At 37.4% G+C, this 15,902-nt stretch carries 22 protein-coding genes; 1 reads left to right on the plus strand and 21 read right to left on the minus strand.

The features are described 5' to 3' along the window. The first annotated feature begins 720 nt into the window (after positions 1 to 720). On the plus strand, positions 721 to 1,479 hold the full coding sequence (locus FG390_RS12830; RefSeq protein WP_141191439.1) for a polysaccharide deacetylase family protein: 759 nt from the start codon (positions 721 to 723) through the stop codon (positions 1,477 to 1,479). 43 nt (positions 1,480 to 1,522) lie between these two features. Here the strand turns inward: FG390_RS12830 and gerD are convergent, their stop codons facing one another. From gerD to FG390_RS12935, 21 genes are all read right to left on the minus strand, one after another. Further along, positions 1,523 to 2,098 (minus strand): spore germination lipoprotein GerD, encoded by a 576-nt coding sequence (gene gerD, locus FG390_RS12835; protein WP_141191440.1) that lies wholly within the window; start codon positions 2,096 to 2,098, stop codon positions 1,523 to 1,525. A gap of 229 nt (positions 2,099 to 2,327) precedes the next feature. Beyond that, complete coding sequence (gene salA, locus FG390_RS12840; RefSeq protein ID WP_141191441.1) at positions 2,328 to 3,377, minus strand: iron-sulfur carrier protein/transcriptional regulator SalA; 1,050 nt, start codon at positions 3,375 to 3,377, stop codon at positions 2,328 to 2,330. Positions 3,378 to 3,605: 228 nt separating this feature from the next. Further along, positions 3,606 to 4,316 carry an N-acetylmuramoyl-L-alanine amidase CwlD gene (gene cwlD / locus FG390_RS12845; protein WP_141191442.1) on the minus strand — a complete coding sequence of 237 codons (711 nt, stop codon included), beginning with the start codon at positions 4,314 to 4,316 and terminating at the stop codon, positions 3,606 to 3,608. Between the two features lie 82 nt (positions 4,317 to 4,398). Beyond that, positions 4,399 to 4,836 (minus strand): DUF2521 family protein, encoded by a 438-nt coding sequence (locus FG390_RS12850; RefSeq protein WP_141191443.1) that lies wholly within the window; start codon positions 4,834 to 4,836, stop codon positions 4,399 to 4,401. Between the two features lie 176 nt (positions 4,837 to 5,012). Continuing rightward, a complete protein-coding gene (locus tag FG390_RS12855) occupies positions 5,013 to 5,852 on the minus strand; it encodes a cytochrome c oxidase assembly protein (RefSeq protein ID WP_141191444.1) in 840 nt (279 codons plus the stop codon). Then, the gene (locus FG390_RS12860; protein WP_141191445.1) at positions 5,845 to 6,357 is read right to left on the minus strand and encodes a DUF2243 domain-containing protein; all 513 of its coding nucleotides are present in this window, start codon (positions 6,355 to 6,357) and stop codon (positions 5,845 to 5,847) included. The genes FG390_RS12855 and FG390_RS12860 overlap by 8 nt, the downstream gene beginning before the upstream one ends. 284 nt (positions 6,358 to 6,641) lie before the next feature. Next, positions 6,642 to 7,106 carry a GNAT family N-acetyltransferase gene (locus FG390_RS12865; RefSeq protein WP_141191446.1) on the minus strand — a complete coding sequence of 155 codons (465 nt, stop codon included), beginning with the start codon at positions 7,104 to 7,106 and terminating at the stop codon, positions 6,642 to 6,644. Between the two features lie 70 nt (positions 7,107 to 7,176). Further along, positions 7,177 to 8,226: an IS1595 family transposase gene (locus FG390_RS12870; RefSeq protein WP_141191447.1), complete on the minus strand. Its 1,050-nt coding sequence runs from the start codon at positions 8,224 to 8,226 to the stop codon at positions 7,177 to 7,179. A 129-nt stretch (positions 8,227 to 8,355) separates the two neighbouring features. Next, the gene (gene rpsI / locus FG390_RS12875; RefSeq protein WP_141191448.1) at positions 8,356 to 8,748 is read right to left on the minus strand and encodes a 30S ribosomal protein S9; all 393 of its coding nucleotides are present in this window, start codon (positions 8,746 to 8,748) and stop codon (positions 8,356 to 8,358) included. A 20-nt stretch (positions 8,749 to 8,768) separates the two neighbouring features. Continuing rightward, positions 8,769 to 9,206, minus strand: coding sequence for a 50S ribosomal protein L13 (gene rplM / locus FG390_RS12880; protein ID WP_141191449.1), 438 nt, complete (start codon positions 9,204 to 9,206; stop codon positions 8,769 to 8,771). A gap of 158 nt (positions 9,207 to 9,364) precedes the next feature. After that, positions 9,365 to 10,105 (minus strand): tRNA pseudouridine(38-40) synthase TruA, encoded by a 741-nt coding sequence (truA, locus tag FG390_RS12885; RefSeq protein WP_141191450.1) that lies wholly within the window; start codon positions 10,103 to 10,105, stop codon positions 9,365 to 9,367. A 3-nt stretch (positions 10,106 to 10,108) separates the two neighbouring features. Then, on the minus strand, positions 10,109 to 10,912 hold the full coding sequence (locus FG390_RS12890; protein ID WP_141191451.1) for an energy-coupling factor transporter transmembrane component T family protein: 804 nt from the start codon (positions 10,910 to 10,912) through the stop codon (positions 10,109 to 10,111). Then, complete coding sequence (locus tag FG390_RS12895) at positions 10,909 to 11,784, minus strand: energy-coupling factor ABC transporter ATP-binding protein (protein WP_141191452.1); 876 nt, start codon at positions 11,782 to 11,784, stop codon at positions 10,909 to 10,911. Before FG390_RS12895 ends, FG390_RS12890 begins: the two co-directional genes overlap by 4 nt. Then, a complete protein-coding gene (locus FG390_RS12900; RefSeq protein WP_246092830.1) occupies positions 11,760 to 12,611 on the minus strand; it encodes an energy-coupling factor ABC transporter ATP-binding protein in 852 nt (283 codons plus the stop codon). Before FG390_RS12900 ends, FG390_RS12895 begins: the two co-directional genes overlap by 25 nt. 268 nt (positions 12,612 to 12,879) lie before the next feature. Further along, positions 12,880 to 13,242: a 50S ribosomal protein L17 gene (gene rplQ, locus FG390_RS12905; protein WP_141191453.1), complete on the minus strand. Its 363-nt coding sequence runs from the start codon at positions 13,240 to 13,242 to the stop codon at positions 12,880 to 12,882. A 66-nt stretch (positions 13,243 to 13,308) separates the two neighbouring features. Next, positions 13,309 to 14,253: a DNA-directed RNA polymerase subunit alpha gene (locus tag FG390_RS12910; RefSeq protein WP_141191454.1), complete on the minus strand. Its 945-nt coding sequence runs from the start codon at positions 14,251 to 14,253 to the stop codon at positions 13,309 to 13,311. Between the two features lie 173 nt (positions 14,254 to 14,426). After that, positions 14,427 to 14,816 carry a 30S ribosomal protein S11 gene (rpsK, locus tag FG390_RS12915; protein ID WP_141191455.1) on the minus strand — a complete coding sequence of 130 codons (390 nt, stop codon included), beginning with the start codon at positions 14,814 to 14,816 and terminating at the stop codon, positions 14,427 to 14,429. A gap of 19 nt (positions 14,817 to 14,835) precedes the next feature. Beyond that, positions 14,836 to 15,201: a 30S ribosomal protein S13 gene (gene rpsM / locus FG390_RS12920; RefSeq protein ID WP_141191456.1), complete on the minus strand. Its 366-nt coding sequence runs from the start codon at positions 15,199 to 15,201 to the stop codon at positions 14,836 to 14,838. Positions 15,202 to 15,219: 18 nt separating this feature from the next. Next, positions 15,220 to 15,333 carry a 50S ribosomal protein L36 gene (gene rpmJ, locus FG390_RS12925; protein ID WP_026688601.1) on the minus strand — a complete coding sequence of 38 codons (114 nt, stop codon included), beginning with the start codon at positions 15,331 to 15,333 and terminating at the stop codon, positions 15,220 to 15,222. A 33-nt stretch (positions 15,334 to 15,366) separates the two neighbouring features. Then, complete coding sequence (gene infA, locus FG390_RS12930) at positions 15,367 to 15,585, minus strand: translation initiation factor IF-1 (RefSeq protein WP_132747132.1); 219 nt, start codon at positions 15,583 to 15,585, stop codon at positions 15,367 to 15,369. Between the two features lie 23 nt (positions 15,586 to 15,608). Then, on the minus strand, positions 15,609 to 15,902 hold the full coding sequence (locus tag FG390_RS12935) for a KOW domain-containing RNA-binding protein (protein ID WP_141191457.1): 294 nt from the start codon (positions 15,900 to 15,902) through the stop codon (positions 15,609 to 15,611).

The raw sequence follows: 15,902 nt of genomic DNA on the forward strand, positions 1-15,902 counted from the left end.
TGCATGTATTAGGCACGCCGCCAGCGTTCGTCCTGAGCCAGGATCAAACTCTCCGATGATGCACAGGATGTGCAAATGTCGGTGTTGTCACAGCACGTGACGTCTTTAACCGACTTCCTTTAACAGGTACGAGCTTCGATGTTGCAACAGGACGTTGCGTTCTTAGTCGAAGTTCATTACAATGTCGGCGCCATCACAGGACGTGACGTTCTTAACCGACAATCCATAACCTGTTATAGTTCATTTATAATGAACAAATCATTAAATCGTTTCATTTGATCCATCGCTCTTTTTTCAAAGAAATCAATCGGTGTTACCCGTTTGATATTACGCTTGGCTTTTGTTTAGTTTTCAAAGAACAATCGTTTAATTGTTCGCCACTCACTTAAGCGACTTTCATATTATATCACTTTCAATCAGCGGTGTCAACAACTTTTTTATATTGAGTGTTTAACTCAACAAATACTGCTTTGACAGTTTATCAAAAAACCAGTTGATTGTCAATCTTTTTTGCGCTGTTCTTAACGACAGCTATAATAATATATACTTTTTTACTTGAACTGTCAATACATACTTTATTATATACTGTAAAAATCTATTAATGTCTACTTAATCACTACTTAATTACAAACAATATTAAAACAAAATATCAATCAAGGACATAAATCAAAAAGCTCGGCCATAAAATTGTACAAACGTAAATAGATGAGGTGTTAATACATGAGATTTATTTGGGTTATTAATGGAACAAAATTAAGGAATACCCTATTCATTCTAATTGCAGCGTTCTTTGCAGCACTAGTTGCTTTCATACAGAACCAAGAAATGAGTGTGTTTTCAACAACTGAAGGTCCTAAAGCGTTAACTAGTGTTAATACTAATCAGCCTCATGTTGCTTTAACTTTCGATATTAGCTGGGGGGATGAACAAATAAAGCCGATATTGGAAACACTTAAACAAAAAAATGTCAAAGCGACATTTTTTGTTTCAGGAGAGTGGGCTGAACGCCATCCTAAAATTATCGAGTCAATAAAAAAAGACGGACATGAAATTGGATCACATGGCATGAATCACACAGCATATACCAAATTAGAAGACGGTGAAATAAGAAAAGATCTTACATTAGCAGAATCATCCATCTATAAAGTCAGCAATCAGCGCACTAAATTAATGCGACCACCTTATGGAAAAATTGATCGTAACGTACTGAAAATAGCCTCTACACTTGATCAACAAGTCATCTTGTGGAGCGTCAATCCGCATGACGATACAAATCCAGGTTATCAAAAGATAGCAGCCTATACGATCAATCATACAGAAAAAGGAGATATCATTCGCCTTCATGCTTCGGATTCAGCTAAACAAACCTATCGGGCTCTTCCCTACATCATTGATAATATTCAGAAGAAGGGTCTTTCTTTCACAACACTATCTGACTTAATATCAGACACAAAAGTAAAAACAAAATCATTAAATTAGTGAAAAGAGTACTGAAGATTAATTTTCCCGCAGCCCCATATCATTATTGACTTTTTGCCTGTTGTGCTTTCATTTGCGTTTTTACGGCTTTTTCGATAGCTCCTGATAGCTGTGTTGCAAAAAGTGGGCTTGCCAATGTTTCAGCAACGACTTTTTGTGTTTGTGTCCGAAATTTCTTCGTTTTCATAAGATCTAAGTATTCATTTTGCATATTTGGAGCTTTTAAAACATCCATCATCATACTTTGATAACTTGGATCTTTCATTAATTTCTTTAATAAATCTTTATTCTCACTTTGCATGGTCTTTGCCAGTTTCCCAGCAAATTCGGGATCGGAAATAAGACTTGACCAATATTGTTGACCTTGTTTTGTTCGTAGTTGTTGAATAATCGTATCTTTTACATAGGCATGATCTAAAACAAGTTCTTTTTTCACTTCATTATCTTTAAGTATTTCTTTTATCGTTTCTTTACCTTCATCGGTTTTAAGCATATCTATGACCATTCGTTTTGTTTCCGGATAATTTGTATTATCAGATTTAGGTTGGGCTGCACAGCTGCTTAAATTTAGTATAGCGAACCCGCAACAGACAAAACATACTAATTTCTTATACACCATAATCGCTCCTTTCTTATTCTTAATATGTAACGCAAATCAAGAAATATACTTTAGAGGACTTAATTCATGATAAGCAATTTATCCCTTTCTCTTTTAAAGAAAACTTGCCGATTGCGGAGCCTATAAGACGCAGACAGAGGCCTAGTTTATACGTTGAATTTTTACGCCTTCTTAAAAGTGCAATAAAAAACGTTTGCAGATTTGCAAACGTTTTTTAATAGACTAACCCTTATTTTTTTATATGTTGAACAACTTTCTCTGCAATCTCATCGTATATTCTCCCGATTGGATGATCGTTAAAATAGACACTTGGAGCAAAAACAGTACTATTTTCATCTGGCTGTTGGAGTGGAATATGTCCTAAAAGTTCTGTATTAAGGACGTTGCTTAATTTCTCTCCCCCGCCACGACCGAACACAAATTCAATTTCACCCGTTTTTTTACTTTGATAGTACGCCATATTTTCTATAACGCCGATGATTTCGTGATTCGTTTTATGAGCCATTTCTCCCGCGCGCGCAGCCACAAATGCTGCAGTTGGATGTGGCGTGGTAACGATAATTTCTTTCATATCTGGTAGTAATATATGTGAGCTAAGGGCAACGTCTCCTGTACCAGGCGGCAAATCGATAATTAGAAAATCAAGTTCTCCCCAATTCACTTCGCTAAAAAAGTTATTAAACATTTTCCCCAGCCTCGGACCACGCCAAATGACCGGAGAATTGTCTTCCACAAAAAATCCCATAGACATGACTTTAACACCAAATCGTTCTACTGGAATAATATGATTATCGGCGGTTGTTGGTCTTTCTTCGATTCCCATCATATCAGGGACACTGAAACCATAAATATCAGCATCAAGAATACCAACCTTATGTCCAAGTCTTCCTAGTGCAACAGCAAGATTAACCGATACGGTGGATTTTCCAACGCCACCCTTACCGCTGGCGATACCTATGAAGACTGTTTTACTTTGTTTTGATAGCAAGGGCGAAACATCGTCTTCTGGCAATCCCCCTAATTTTTCAATTTCCTCTTCACTTAATTGTTCAAAACGAAGACCTACAGATTCAGCACCCTGCTCTTTTAACTTTTGAACAATAGCCTGCTGCACTTTCATTTGTTCTTCGGTTTTTATTTTAGCCAATGCAATCTTCAAGCTAACTAGATGCTCTTTGATACTTAATTGCCGCAAAGCACCTGTCTCGACTAAATTTTTATGTAAATGTGGATCTTTAATTGTTTGAAGTATTGTCACAACCTGTTCTTTTGAGAGCATCTCTTTCCCACCTTTTAAAAATTCATACGTCCATAATGATTACCATTTAGTATAACAAACTCCATTATAAATTCCATTTAAAACAACTTTTGAATAAAGAAAATTTGCCGATTACGGGTCCTAAAAGGCGCAGACAGAGGCCTACTTTATACCTTAAAATTTTATACTCCCTCTATATGCTTTCTTAAAGTGTAATAAAAAACTTTCCTAACCAAATTAGGAAAGTCATTACGGTTTTGGTGTTTTTTCATAAGTAAAATAGCGCATCATCCCTTCATAAATGGAAACAGCTACCTTCTTTTGATAATTAGTTGTTGAAAGAAGAGCGCGTTCTTCAGGATTAGATATAAAACCCACTTCCACAAGTGCAGCAGGTGGCTTAATTTTCTTTAATATATAAACATGGTTAATCGGTTTAGCATAACGATCAGTATTTTCTAACTGAACTTTAATGGAATCTTGAATGAACTTGGCTAGAGATTCGTTTTCTTTTGACTTCGGAAAATAAAAAGTTTGAGCTCCCCGCCATCTTTCAGAAGGAATGGCATTTAGATGGATACTAACAACACAATCAGGGTCTGACTTTTCAATTAAGGTCACTCGGCGCATTAAATCCTGTGTCTTCCTACTACCAGTAGGATCTTCGTCAGCTAGGTCTTTATCTTCTTCACGCGTCATGATAACGACGGCACCGGATTGCTGCAAATAATCCTTTAAATGCTCCGCTATACTTAGCGTCACGTTTTTCTCAAGGATACCCCCACCGGTAGCTCCCCCGTCTGGTCCCCCGTGACCTGCATCAAGAACAATAACACGACCTGATAAAGGTAAATTCCAATGCTTTCCGGAATTTCGGCTAATCAGTTTATAATTGATAAGGCCAAAGATAAGAGCGGCAACACATATAAGTAATCCAACTTGTAGTTTGCTTATTTTCATTGTTCTCCCCCTGCCAGGTGGCATAATATAACCTTGTACATTATATGGGACAAGGGGAAAATTTATCACGGTAAATGTAATTTTAATGAAGACGCATTCGATAGCGTTTTAACGCTGTTTCGAATCCTTCTTTCCACCAATAATATAGAAACGATTCACACGCTTTATGGATAGCTTCATTTTTTATATTATCAATATAATACCAAAAAATCCAAAAGTCATAGAGGTCATCCACGAGCATTTTAAACGGTTCACGACTTCGCTGAAAAGCGTTCATCATTTCTACGCCGTAATAGCCTAATCTTGAATATGATGCACCAAGTAAAAAGGATTCAACGGCATAGTCTATACACATGTCAACCACAGTTTGCATATATGATGAAAGAGGTTCTAAAAATCCATCAAAGGTATTTTTTATAGATTCCTGTATTTTTATTAACGAAACATCTTGCAGATTTTGTCTTTCAAAATCAATTTGTTTATGTCTGTATTTATCATAAAAATCCATGACTTCTCCCAAAATAACTCCCTCCTTTACTTATATCATCTAACAAGTAAAGGCAATCCAAACTAACACTTTTTGCCATGCTTTGTTTTTGCGTCCTTGGGAATTTGTAAAATAATTTTGTTCTTCAAACCTCATTGAAAGGAATGATCATGAATCTTCATGAATTGCTTATGTTAGGAAGTGCTTTTTTAATGTTTAGAAAACGTTGTTTGGAGAACTTTTTCTACTTTTATTCGAGGTTGAGTTGATTTAAACCATTGTAAGCAAAAAATAAAAATGATAGCCATGTCAATGACATCTCCGCCATAGTACATGAGCAAACTTCCAAATTCTGCTTGACTTTGTGTGACACCAACCGGTGGATGTACAAAAATATACTTTGCTAAAATAGCATGACCAGCTAAAGCCATAATCAATATAATTCCGCGATATAGAAATGAAATGTGGTGGGGAATAGGATCAATATACAAGATAGATATAGTAAAAAGATAGCCAGCCAGAAAAACATGAATATGAATCAAAAGGTATAATAAAACATGATGGTGCATCAACGTGAACAGTTTGGTACTGTATAAAAGCCATAGACCTCCTATATTGAGGATGACGGTTGTTATAGGATGGGTCAATATTTTTGAAGGCCATTTCCTTAAAAGAGACGTAAGACGTCGTGCTGATGAAATGCTTATCATGCGCAGTAATAGCGTCATCGGTCTAGATAAGGCCATAAGTAAAGGCGCTAGCATGCCTAATAATAAATGACCGAACATGTGAGCTTTAAAATTCATATGGGCATGGCTGGCGAGAGGGCCGGCTACAGAGACTGTTGCAAACAGAACACCAAAAGTCAAAAAGACGATACGGCGTTTCGGCCATGGTTTGTAGCGGCGGTTAGACATAATGACAGCAAAGATATACCAAACAAAAACGATCACAAATGGCAGCGATAAAAGCAATTGGGGACCTAAACCAAGCATATAAAAAAATTCCGATTCACCATTAATGTGATAGCTATCATTCATGTTATTCATGTGAACTCATCATTCCCCGTTTTTTATGGCTCGTTGTAAAAAATATTAAACTAAATCCGATTAAAAGCATGAAAACAGCGATGATGTTCCATACTAAATCATAAACAAACACATTTTCTACATATCGTATTTGATGGATACGCATCAGTTTATGCTGGATTGTTCCATCATAAAACTGGAATCCGCCTGCCCCTAATAAAACTCCTCCCCACCATCTCATCCGATGCCATCCGTTTCGCCTGCGCAGATCGGCCAATAAAAATAGGCTTGCTATGGTAGCAAACCAGCTAAAAGCATGAAAAAGTCCATCTGAGATAAGCCCAATGCTGGTCGACGATTTATCATAAAAATGATGCCAGTGCAAAAGTTGATGAAATATGGCCTCATCCATAAAGGTCACTAGACCTATCCCAAAAAGAAAACCTGACCATAGATTGCGACTTGAAAAGGCTGAATGTTTTTCAGTATTTACATGGTGTTTTGAAGGTTTAATTTTACTATTCATTGATTATTCCTTTCTTTCTTATTAATGACTATTTCCTCCCTATTCCCTTATTAAACAAGTAACATTCAATTTTATAGATTCATTCTTGCCAAAAATTTCTCAAGATATGATATAACTAAAACTTTATTAATCACTCTCTATTAAAATAAAAATTTTTAAAAATAAGGCTCTGTTAAAGTTTAATGTTGATATCTTATAAAAGTAAAACTTCCTAATTTATGGAAGTTCTGCTTTTATAATATTTGCTTGTTAAACTAACGCATCTCGTTAATTCAAGAGAGTTATCAACATTTAAATTCCATCTTTAGAAACTCAAATGTGCTACCATTTGTATCTTGTAAAAAATGTCCTACATCTTTAAATCCAACTTTTCTGTATAATTTTATAGCTCTTTGATTAAAAGTTGCTACTGATAATGTGACTTTTTCAGGTTTATATTCTGTTTGAATAAAGTTAATACCTGCCCTTAAAAATTCTAATCCATTACCTTTTCCAGTTAAATCTGGTCTCATTCCTAAACCAATATCAAAAGTTCCGTCAGCAACCCTACTAATACTAAAAAAAGCAACCAATTCATTTTCTTTTGTTACAGCAAATGTAGAATTTCCTCGTTCTTCTGGATTTAAAAATTCGTCTAAATCCTCTTTATCAGCTTCCATATCATAAAAAGAATATTCACCATCATAATGCCAATTAAATGCAATATCTTCTGCTTGTTCTTGTGTCAAAACACTAAAATTATAAGCCATACAATCCCCCCCTAATAATAAATCTTTCTTATTCCACATTACTGCTCTTTAGTTGAACAAGCAGGAATGTTTATATCGTGAATTTAGATAACCTAAGTGTATCATATGTTTCCATATTTTGTATTAAATTCCCCTTAATCATCAAGTCACTAATAGTAATAGGATTCCTTTGATGTTGAATGGATTCTAACACCTGAAACCAAACAAGGTAATTATTTAGATATTTAGTTGCAACTCCATTAAAACGTTGTATCCATCCTTTAAGCCTTCGGTGATAATTGTTAACGTTCTGGATATGATATAGCCCCTTTGTGCGAACCTTACCATCAGACTTGAACTGATAAATATCCATCCCTTTTTCAGCAGCATATGTTTTAAAAGCACGCCAAGAATCGGTGCATAAAACATTTTCATTTGAAAGTTTATGTCCGATAGCCTTGTCTAACTGCTCTTTTGTTAATCGACCCATTCCCAATGTCTGCGAAAAAGTCATCTTTTCACGGTCTCTTGCGACTAAGACACAAACTTGTTCGTTGCTTATGCCCCGTTTCTTAGCGGAACCTCCACGTTTGCGGGGTTTTCTGTCTTTTATCTTTCTTTGTCCTTTTTCTGAGTATAGAAAATAGGTCTCGTCCATTTCAACAATACCTTCAAAATTAGATATTTCCATTTGTTTTAATGATGATAAGAGTTTGTGCCTCCAGTAGAACAATGTAACGTGAGTAACATTACCAACTAATTCAGCAGATTTACGCAGAGAATATCCCTCTATCATACATTCGATGAATTTAATCCATTGATTGAGATGTCGTGTTCGATATAGAGCAGTATTTGTTAGGTCAGTAAATGTCTTTTTACACGCTTTACAGCGATAACGTTGCTTTTCTACTTCATCTCCATCCACAATCGTTGAGTATGTGCCATACCGAACGATATGTTCTGATTCGCAGTCAGGACAATGATAACCGCTCTTATTTTTGCGTTCAGATATTTCTTGCAGAACAGTTCCTGTCGAAGAAGATGCAGTAAGTGTATCAATTAAATACTCTCGTAGTCGGTGCTTTTCTGCTGGATTTAGTTTTTGAATGGCTTTAAGAATATCAGTTGCTCTCACGTTCATCACCACTTTTATATAGTTAAACCCATTATAGAACATAAGTTCCTATAAATATCAACAACAGGCTTTAACAGAGCCAAAAATAAAAAAGACCCTCTCCACATAAGTGAAAAGAGTCTTGAACGCAAGATTTTAACGTTTTGAGAACTGAGGTGCGCGACGAGCGCCTTTGAGTCCGTATTTTTTACGTTCTTTCATACGTGGGTCACGAGTTAAGAAACCAGCACGTTTAAGAGTTGAACGGTATTCTGGATCAGCTTCAAGAAGTGCACGTGCAACGCCGTGACGAGCAGCTCCCGCTTGTCCTGTGAATCCGCCACCTTGTACGTTGATAAGAACATCATAACGGCCTTCAGTTTCAGTTTCAACAAGAGGTTGTCTAATGATCATTCTTAATGTTTCAAGGTTAAAGTATTCATCGATTGATTTACCGTTAACAACAATGTTACCGTCTCCAGGTACGAGTCTTACGCGAGCAACAGAGTGTTTACGACGACCAGTTCCGTAGTATTGTACTTGTGCCATGGTATTACCTCCTTTTTATATTATCCGCGAAGCTCGTAAGCTTCTGGTTTTTGTGCTGCATGTGGATGTTCATTGCCTTCATAAACATGAAGTTTTTTAGCCATTTGACGTCCTAGGCTATTGTGTGGAAGCATCCCTTTGATTGTGATTTCGAGCATTTGACGAGCACGAGTTTCACGCATTTCGCCTGCTGTACGTTCTTTCAATCCACCTGGATGTCCAGTGTGTCTGTAGTATTTTTTATCAGCCAACTTGTTACCAGTAAGTTGGATTTTCTCTGCATTAATAAGAATAACGTGATCACCAGTGTCAACGTGTGGAGTAAATGTTGGTTTATGTTTACCGCGCAAGATTGATGCGACTTCACTTGCAAGACGACCTAATGTTTGACCTTCAGCATCAATAACGAGCCATTTACGTTCTACGTTTTGAGCGTTTGCCATAAAAGTTGTACGCATGAGAGGTTCCCTCCTTGAGATTTATCTATTTTCAAATGTCAGTTTTCATTTCATAAGTTAAGACCAATATCGTTTCGGGGCTAATAGTGGTCGAATTTCGAAATGCCAAAACATATCTTATAATATTTAAGACAAAAAGTCAAGTGAGATTAAGAGGTTTAATACGTCACTTTCCACATGGTAAGGCCTTGTGGGGGGGCTGTTTGGGACGCATAGGATCGATCTTTTTTTTCAATGATATCTGTAACATCTTTTGGTGTAAGTTTACCCTTTCCTACGTCAAGTAGCGTTCCCACAATAATTCGAACCATTTGGTAAAGAAATCCACTTCCAATCACTTGAATCACCCATTCATGATTCGAATCTTCAATGATTGAAAGTTTGTATATCGTTCTCACTTTATCGACAACTGATGTATTTGTCGCACATAAAGAAGTAAAATCATGTTCACCTATAAATACCTTTGCCGCTTCTTCCATGGCCTCTTTATTGAGTGGCATAGGAACATGATAGGTGTAGTGTCTTCTAAAGACATCTTGCTCCTTGTCAACCAAGAGCTTATAACGATACTCTTTCCTTTTCACATCATAGCGGGCATGAAAATCCGCCGAAACCTGTTCAACTTTTCTAATGTAAATATCATCTGGCAAGAGACTGTTTAACGCTTTTTTCCAGTTTGCAGATGGAATATTGAGCTTAGTCACAAAATGGAAGACTTGTTCATGAGCATGGACGCCAGCATCTGTTCGACCGGAAGCAACAATTTTCACTTCCAATCCTTTATGTATTTTTTTAAGAACCGTTTCGATCGTACCTTGTACGGTTCTTTTATTCGGTTGTATTTGATAACCTGAAAAGTTAGTCCCATCATATGTCACAGTACATTTCAGCTTAACCATAGATCATATACCCCATATTCTCATCAAAATTAGGGCCATGACAAGGAACGTAACAAGAACGAGAACGATTGAATCGCAACTCGACCATTTAAGCTCTCTAAGTCTTGTCCGGCCAACATCACCCCTGTATCCCCTTGATTCCATAGCCATAGCTAGGTCATCTGCACGTTTGAAGCTGCTTACGAACAAAGGTACCAGCAGTGGGACAATGGCTTTTATACGCTGCCTTAACGGGCCTGTCGAGAGGTCAGAGCCCCTTGCAGCCTGAGCCTTCATGATTTTATCCGTTTCCTCCATTAAGGTCGGAATAAAACGAAGGGAAATCGACATCATTAGCGCAAATTCATGTACCGGAACCTTTATTTTTTTCAAAGGTGAAAATAAAACTTCAATCCCATCAGCAAACGAGATAGGGGGTGTCGTTAAGGTTAATAGTGTTGTTATCATCACAATGATCATAATACGTAAAGTAATGAATATGGCAAAGACTAAGCCACCAGACGTGATATGAATGACTCCATAATCGATTAATGGCTTTCCCCCATCCATACTCAAAACATTTACAATGAATGTAAATAACAAAATAAAAAATATAGGTTTAAGTCCTCGATAAATAAACCTAAGCGGCAATTTCGATGCCATGACACTGATGCAGGTGAATAAAAATAACATTCCATAAGTTGTCCATGAATTGGCTATAAAGATAATACAAACAAGAATAAAGACGCTAATCAACTTTGAACGTGGATCTAATCGATGTAGGTAAGAATCACCCGGGAAATATTGCCCAATAATAAGATTATTCATCTTATCACCCCTTTCTCACCGCTTAGAGCTCGAATAATTTCATCAGCCGTTTCTTCGATTGAGAACACGGGTTTTATGTCATTTAGTTTCTGCTTAGCATAAAAAAGTCTTAAAAATTGCATGGTCTGAGGAAGATCGAGTCCCAACTTTTTCAACTCATCTATCTGTATAAAAACATTCTCTGGTGAATCATGCATGGCAACCGTTCCTTTATTCATGACAACGATTTGGTCAGAATAATAAGCTGCATCTTCCATACTATGAGTAACCATGATGGTCGTCCATTGTCTTTCTTTATGTAGTTGTTTGAATAGGGACATAATGTCTTTTCTTCCTTTGGGATCTAGTCCGGCTGTGGGTTCATCTAATATCACCACTTTTGGGTCAATAGCCAAAACACCTGCAATAGCCACTCGTCGCATCTGCCCTCCGCTTAGATCAAATGGTGAACGGGATAGAATGTCGGTATCTAATCCAACCTGCTTAATGGCCCATTGAGCCCTTCTCTCGGCTTCTGCCTCCGGTACACCAAAATTAATCGGACCAAAGCAAATATCTTTCAAAACAGTCTCTTCAAAAAGCTGATGCTCTGGGTATTGGAAAACCATACCGACCTGTTTACGTAATTCTTTTAAGTTAGAGACTTTTTTTCCAGCTTCAATGGATAATGAACCTATTTGGATCGAACCCGATGAAGGTTTTAATAAACCATTAATATGTTGAACTAACGTCGACTTTCCAGAACCAGTTTCTCCAACGATTGAGGTAAATGACTGAGATGCCATTTCGAGATTTATAGTATTTAGTGCGATTCTTTCAAAAGGTGTTTTTGGATGATAAAGGTGGGTTAATTGGTTGAATATAATGTCCATAGCTCGTTCACCAACTCTTCTTCAAATAAAGCATTGTCTGATATCTCTAAACCCTTTTCCTTCAAACAGCATCTTAATTTTATCGTAAAAGGTAAATCCAGACCAATTTTTTCAAAATCAGTGGTTGACTGAAAAAGATCCCTTGGCTTTCCTTCTTTGATCACTTTTCCATCATTCATCATAATCATGCGATCTGCATGAATGACCTCTTCTAGATCATGTGTAATAGAGATAACGGTTATCTTATTCTCTTGATTTAAATGTCGCATAAGCTTCATAATGGATTGTCTTCCTTCTGGATCGAGCATCGATGTTGCTTCATCTAAAATAATAATGGACGGCTCTAAGGCAATAATACCTGCAATGGCCACACGCTGTTTTTGTCCACCAGATAATTGATGGGGCTCTCTATCCATGTAGTCAAACATTCGAACTTGTTTTAAAGATGATTCTAACCGTTTAATCATCTCTTTACGTTCAATACCGCTATTTTCCATACCGAAAGCCACATCATCTTTGACGGTTGCCCCAACAAATTGATTATCTGGATTTTGAAAAACCATTCCGACCGTTCGACGAATGTCCCAGAGTTTCTCTTTGTCTGTAGTATCCCAATGATGAACCGATATGGTCCCTTTTTCAGGCATAATCAAACCCTTTAAACATTTAGCAAGCGTTGATTTACCTGAGCCATTGTGACCAGTTATCGCAAGCCACTCACCTTGATAGACTGATAAGTTAATATCTTCTAATATCCAATTCGTTTCTTTATCATATCGATAATAAACATTTGAAACGTCTATAATTCGGTTCTTCTTATGTATCACAGCTATATCCTCCAAAATCTACCCCATTGAATTTCATTTTAACATGAATTAAGCTTACCGCCTATTTCAGTGAGTAAAAATGAATTAAAGTTTTAGAAGTGGTGAGTATAGGGAAGATAAAGAAAACTTGCCAATTGCGGGGCCTATAAGGTGCAGGCAAAGGCCTGAGCCCGCACTTATACTTTATACCTTAAATTTTTCTTTCTTAAAGTGTAAAAAAAAACAGGAATAAAGTTCTTAAGAACTCATTCCTGCAACGTGTCAATAATTAAACTAATTCGATGATTGCCATTTCAGCGCCATCACCACGACGAGGTCCTAATTTAAGAACTCGTGTGTAGCCACCTTGGCGTTCCTCATAGCGTTTTGCAATGTCATCAAATAATTTTTGAACGGCCGTTTGACCTGACTCTTCATCAGCAACTTCATTACGTACAAAACTAGCTGCTTGACGTCTAGCGTGAACGTCACCACGCTTACCTAGAGTAATAAGTTTCTCAACGAAAGAACGAAGCTCTTTCGCTTTTGAATGCGTTGTTGTAATTCTTTCATTGATGATTAGATCTGTTGCAAGATCACGGAACAAGGCCTTACGGGCACTTGAATCACGACCTAATTTTGCGTATGCCATAGCCACATACCTCCTTTATCGTTATTTCATTTTCTTTTTTGCGCAAAAAAGAAAGAATGTTCGCTCTTATACTTCTTCTCTTAAACCTAAGCCTAGTTCTTCGAGTTTCTCTTGAACTTCTTCGAGAGATTTCCGTCCAAGATTTCTGACTTTCATCATATCTTCTTCAGACTTTTGAGCCAATTCCTGTACAGTATTAATGCCCGCACGTTTCAAACAGTTATATGAACGTACAGATAAATCAAGCTCTTCAATAGTCATCTCAAGCACTTTTTCTTTTTGATCTTCTTCTTTTTCAATCATAATTTCTGCATTTTGTGCTTGATCGGTTAATCCCACAAAGATATTAAGATGTTCTGACAAAATTTTAGCCCCAAGTGAAACAGCTTCTTCTGGTCTAATGCTTCCGTCTGTCCAAACATCTAAAGTTAGTTTATCGAAGTTTGCAACTTGACCAACACGTGTTTTCTCAACTTGATAGTTAACGCGTGACACAGGCGTATAGATCGAATCAATTGGAATAACACCAATTGGTAATTCATCTGTATTGTTTCCTTCTGCAGGAACATAACCACGGCCACGTTTTGCTACCATTCTCAAGTGAAAATGAGCACCAGACTCTAAAGTTGCGATTTCTAGCTCAGGGTTTAAAATTTCGACATCACTATCATGGATAATATCGGCAGCCGTAACTTTACCTTCACGCTGCACATCAATTTCGAGTGTTTTATCCTCTTCTGCATAAAGCTTTAAAGCTAGCTTTTTGAGATTAAGAATGATAGTTGTTACATCTTCTACAACACCTTCAATTGTTGAAAACTCATGAAGTACAGTGTCGAATTGTACTGTCGTAACTGCAGCACCTGGGAGGGAAGAGAGTAAAATTCGGCGCAGCGAATTTCCTAATGTTGTACCATACCCACGTTCAAGCGGTTCAACGACAAACTTGCCATACGTTGCATCATCTGCAATTTCGACTGTTTCGATTTTCGGCTTTTCGATTTCAATCATCCAACAAAACCCTCCTTAAAAACGTCGAAACTTCGGTTAGATGAGTCTAACCGAAATTCCCCGTATGTTTCCCAAATTTAGGGGATACGGTGTTAGCTTATTTCAAAGCTGTCTCGTCCAATATTACGAATAATATCCATTATTAACATATTTTCTAAAGATATACGTTCAAACTAGACGCGACGACGTTTAGGTGGGCGACATCCGTTGTGAGGTACTGGAGTTACATCGCGAATAGCTGTCACTTCAAGGCCAACTGCCTGAAGCGCACGAATTGCAGCTTCACGACCAGCGCCTGGTCCTTTTACGGAGACTTCAATTGTTTTCATACCATTTTCCATAGCTGTTTTACCAGCTGTTTCAGCAGCTGTTTGCGCAGCAAATGGAGTTGATTTACGAGAACCTTTAAATCCTAGGCCACCTGCACTTGCCCAAGAAATCGCATTACCGTGCGGATCCGTAATAGTTACAATTGTATTGTTAAAAGTTGAACGAATGTGGGCGATACCACTTTCAACATTCTTTTTGATACGACGTTTACGCGTACGTTGTTGTTTTGCCATGAACTTGCCCCTCCTTTACTTATTTTTTCTTGCCAGCGATTGTACGAGCTGGTCCTTTACGAGTACGTGCATTGTTTTTTGTGTTTTGACCACGAACTGGTAAACCACGACGATGACGGATTCCTCTGTATGAACCAATTTCGATTAGACGTTTAACATTGAGGGAAACTTCACGACGAAGGTCACCTTCAATTTTATATTTATCAATAACTTCACGAATGCGAGTTAATTCTTCTTCAGTAAGATCTCTAACGCGTGTATCTTCAGAAACACCTGCTTTTGCAAGAATCTCTTGAGCTGTTGTTTTACCAATACCATAGATATATGTTAAAGAGATAACCACACGTTTTTCTCTTGGTACATCGACACCTGCGATACGTGCCATAAGTTAATACACCTCCTATTATCCTTGTTTTTGTTTATGCTTAGGATTTTCACAAATTACCATAACGGTACCTTTGCGACGAATCACTTTACATTTTTCACACATTGGTTTGACTGATGGTCTTACTTTCATTGTGATACCCTCCTTTATAACGTAGAACTCTCATTACTTATGTCTGAAGGTAATTCGTCCACGTGATAAATCATATGGTGATAGTTCCACCGTAACTTTATCACCAGGTAATATTCGAATGTAGTGCATACGAATCTTACCAGATACGTGAGCTAGTATCTTATGACCATTTTCTAACTCGACACGAAACATCGCATTTGGCAATGGTTCTATCACGGTGCCTTCCACTTCAATGACATCTTCTTTAGCCATCGACTGACTCACCCTTCCTCTAGTCACTGACTTTTTTCATTCATAAATTGTGCAACAGCAAAACGTATCTTTCCATTCGTGACACGTCCTGTTTCTTTAATACTCTCATATACTTCGTTCGAAACATAAGGCTCGAGGTCAAGATGGTTGATATTCTTTTTTTTGGCTTTATCAAATTTGCGTTTGTCTCCATCAGCAACTTCGACAAAACGATCATTAAGAATGTTAACAATAACACAATAACTGCCCGCTTCCCTACCCTTTAAGATTTTTGCAATCTGTCCCGGGACAGGTTTTTCATCTGAGACACTTACCAA

It is taken from the genome of Terrilactibacillus laevilacticus (assembly GCF_006517395.1).
GTDB lineage: Bacteria > Bacillota > Bacilli > Bacillales > Sporolactobacillaceae > Terrilactibacillus > Terrilactibacillus laevilacticus.

Bases quoted from the DNA above. Each gene is read 5' to 3' on its own strand.
- FG390_RS12855 (WP_141191444.1), bottom strand. From the start codon at position 5,852: ATGAATAACATGAATGATAGCTATCACATTAATGGTGAATCGGAATTT.
- FG390_RS12910 (WP_141191454.1), bottom strand. From the start codon at position 14,253: ATGATTGAAATCGAAAAGCCGAAAATCGAAACAGTCGAAATTGCAGAT.
- rpsM (WP_141191456.1), bottom strand. From the start codon at position 15,201: ATGGCACGTATCGCAGGTGTCGATGTACCAAGAGAAAAACGTGTGGTT.
- FG390_RS12890 (WP_141191451.1), bottom strand. From the start codon at position 10,912: ATGAATAATCTTATTATTGGGCAATATTTCCCGGGTGATTCTTACCTA.
- FG390_RS12870 (WP_141191447.1), bottom strand. From the start codon at position 8,226: ATGAACGTGAGAGCAACTGATATTCTTAAAGCCATTCAAAAACTAAAT.
- FG390_RS12860 (WP_141191445.1), bottom strand. From the start codon at position 6,357: ATGAATAGTAAAATTAAACCTTCAAAACACCATGTAAATACTGAAAAA.
- infA (WP_132747132.1), bottom strand. From the start codon at position 15,585: ATGGCTAAAGAAGATGTCATTGAAGTGGAAGGCACCGTGATAGAACCA.
- truA (WP_141191450.1), bottom strand. From the start codon at position 10,105: ATGGTTAAGCTGAAATGTACTGTGACATATGATGGGACTAACTTTTCA.
- gerD (WP_141191440.1), bottom strand. From the start codon at position 2,098: ATGGTGTATAAGAAATTAGTATGTTTTGTCTGTTGCGGGTTCGCTATA.
- FG390_RS12865 (WP_141191446.1), bottom strand. From the start codon at position 7,106: ATGGCTTATAATTTTAGTGTTTTGACACAAGAACAAGCAGAAGATATT.
- rpsI (WP_141191448.1), bottom strand. From the start codon at position 8,748: ATGGCACAAGTACAATACTACGGAACTGGTCGTCGTAAACACTCTGTT.
- rpsK (WP_141191455.1), bottom strand. From the start codon at position 14,816: ATGGCAAAACAACAACGTACGCGTAAACGTCGTATCAAAAAGAATGTT.
- rpmJ (WP_026688601.1), bottom strand. From the start codon at position 15,333: ATGAAAGTAAGACCATCAGTCAAACCAATGTGTGAAAAATGTAAAGTG.
- rplQ (WP_141191453.1), bottom strand. From the start codon at position 13,242: ATGGCATACGCAAAATTAGGTCGTGATTCAAGTGCCCGTAAGGCCTTG.
- cwlD (WP_141191442.1), bottom strand. From the start codon at position 4,316: ATGAAAATAAGCAAACTACAAGTTGGATTACTTATATGTGTTGCCGCT.
- FG390_RS12830 (WP_141191439.1), top strand. From the start codon at position 721: ATGAGATTTATTTGGGTTATTAATGGAACAAAATTAAGGAATACCCTA.
- salA (WP_141191441.1), bottom strand. From the start codon at position 3,377: ATGCTCTCAAAAGAACAGGTTGTGACAATACTTCAAACAATTAAAGAT.
- FG390_RS12895 (WP_141191452.1), bottom strand. From the start codon at position 11,784: ATGGACATTATATTCAACCAATTAACCCACCTTTATCATCCAAAAACA.
- rplM (WP_141191449.1), bottom strand. From the start codon at position 9,206: ATGCGTACAACTTTTATGGCAAACGCTCAAAACGTAGAACGTAAATGG.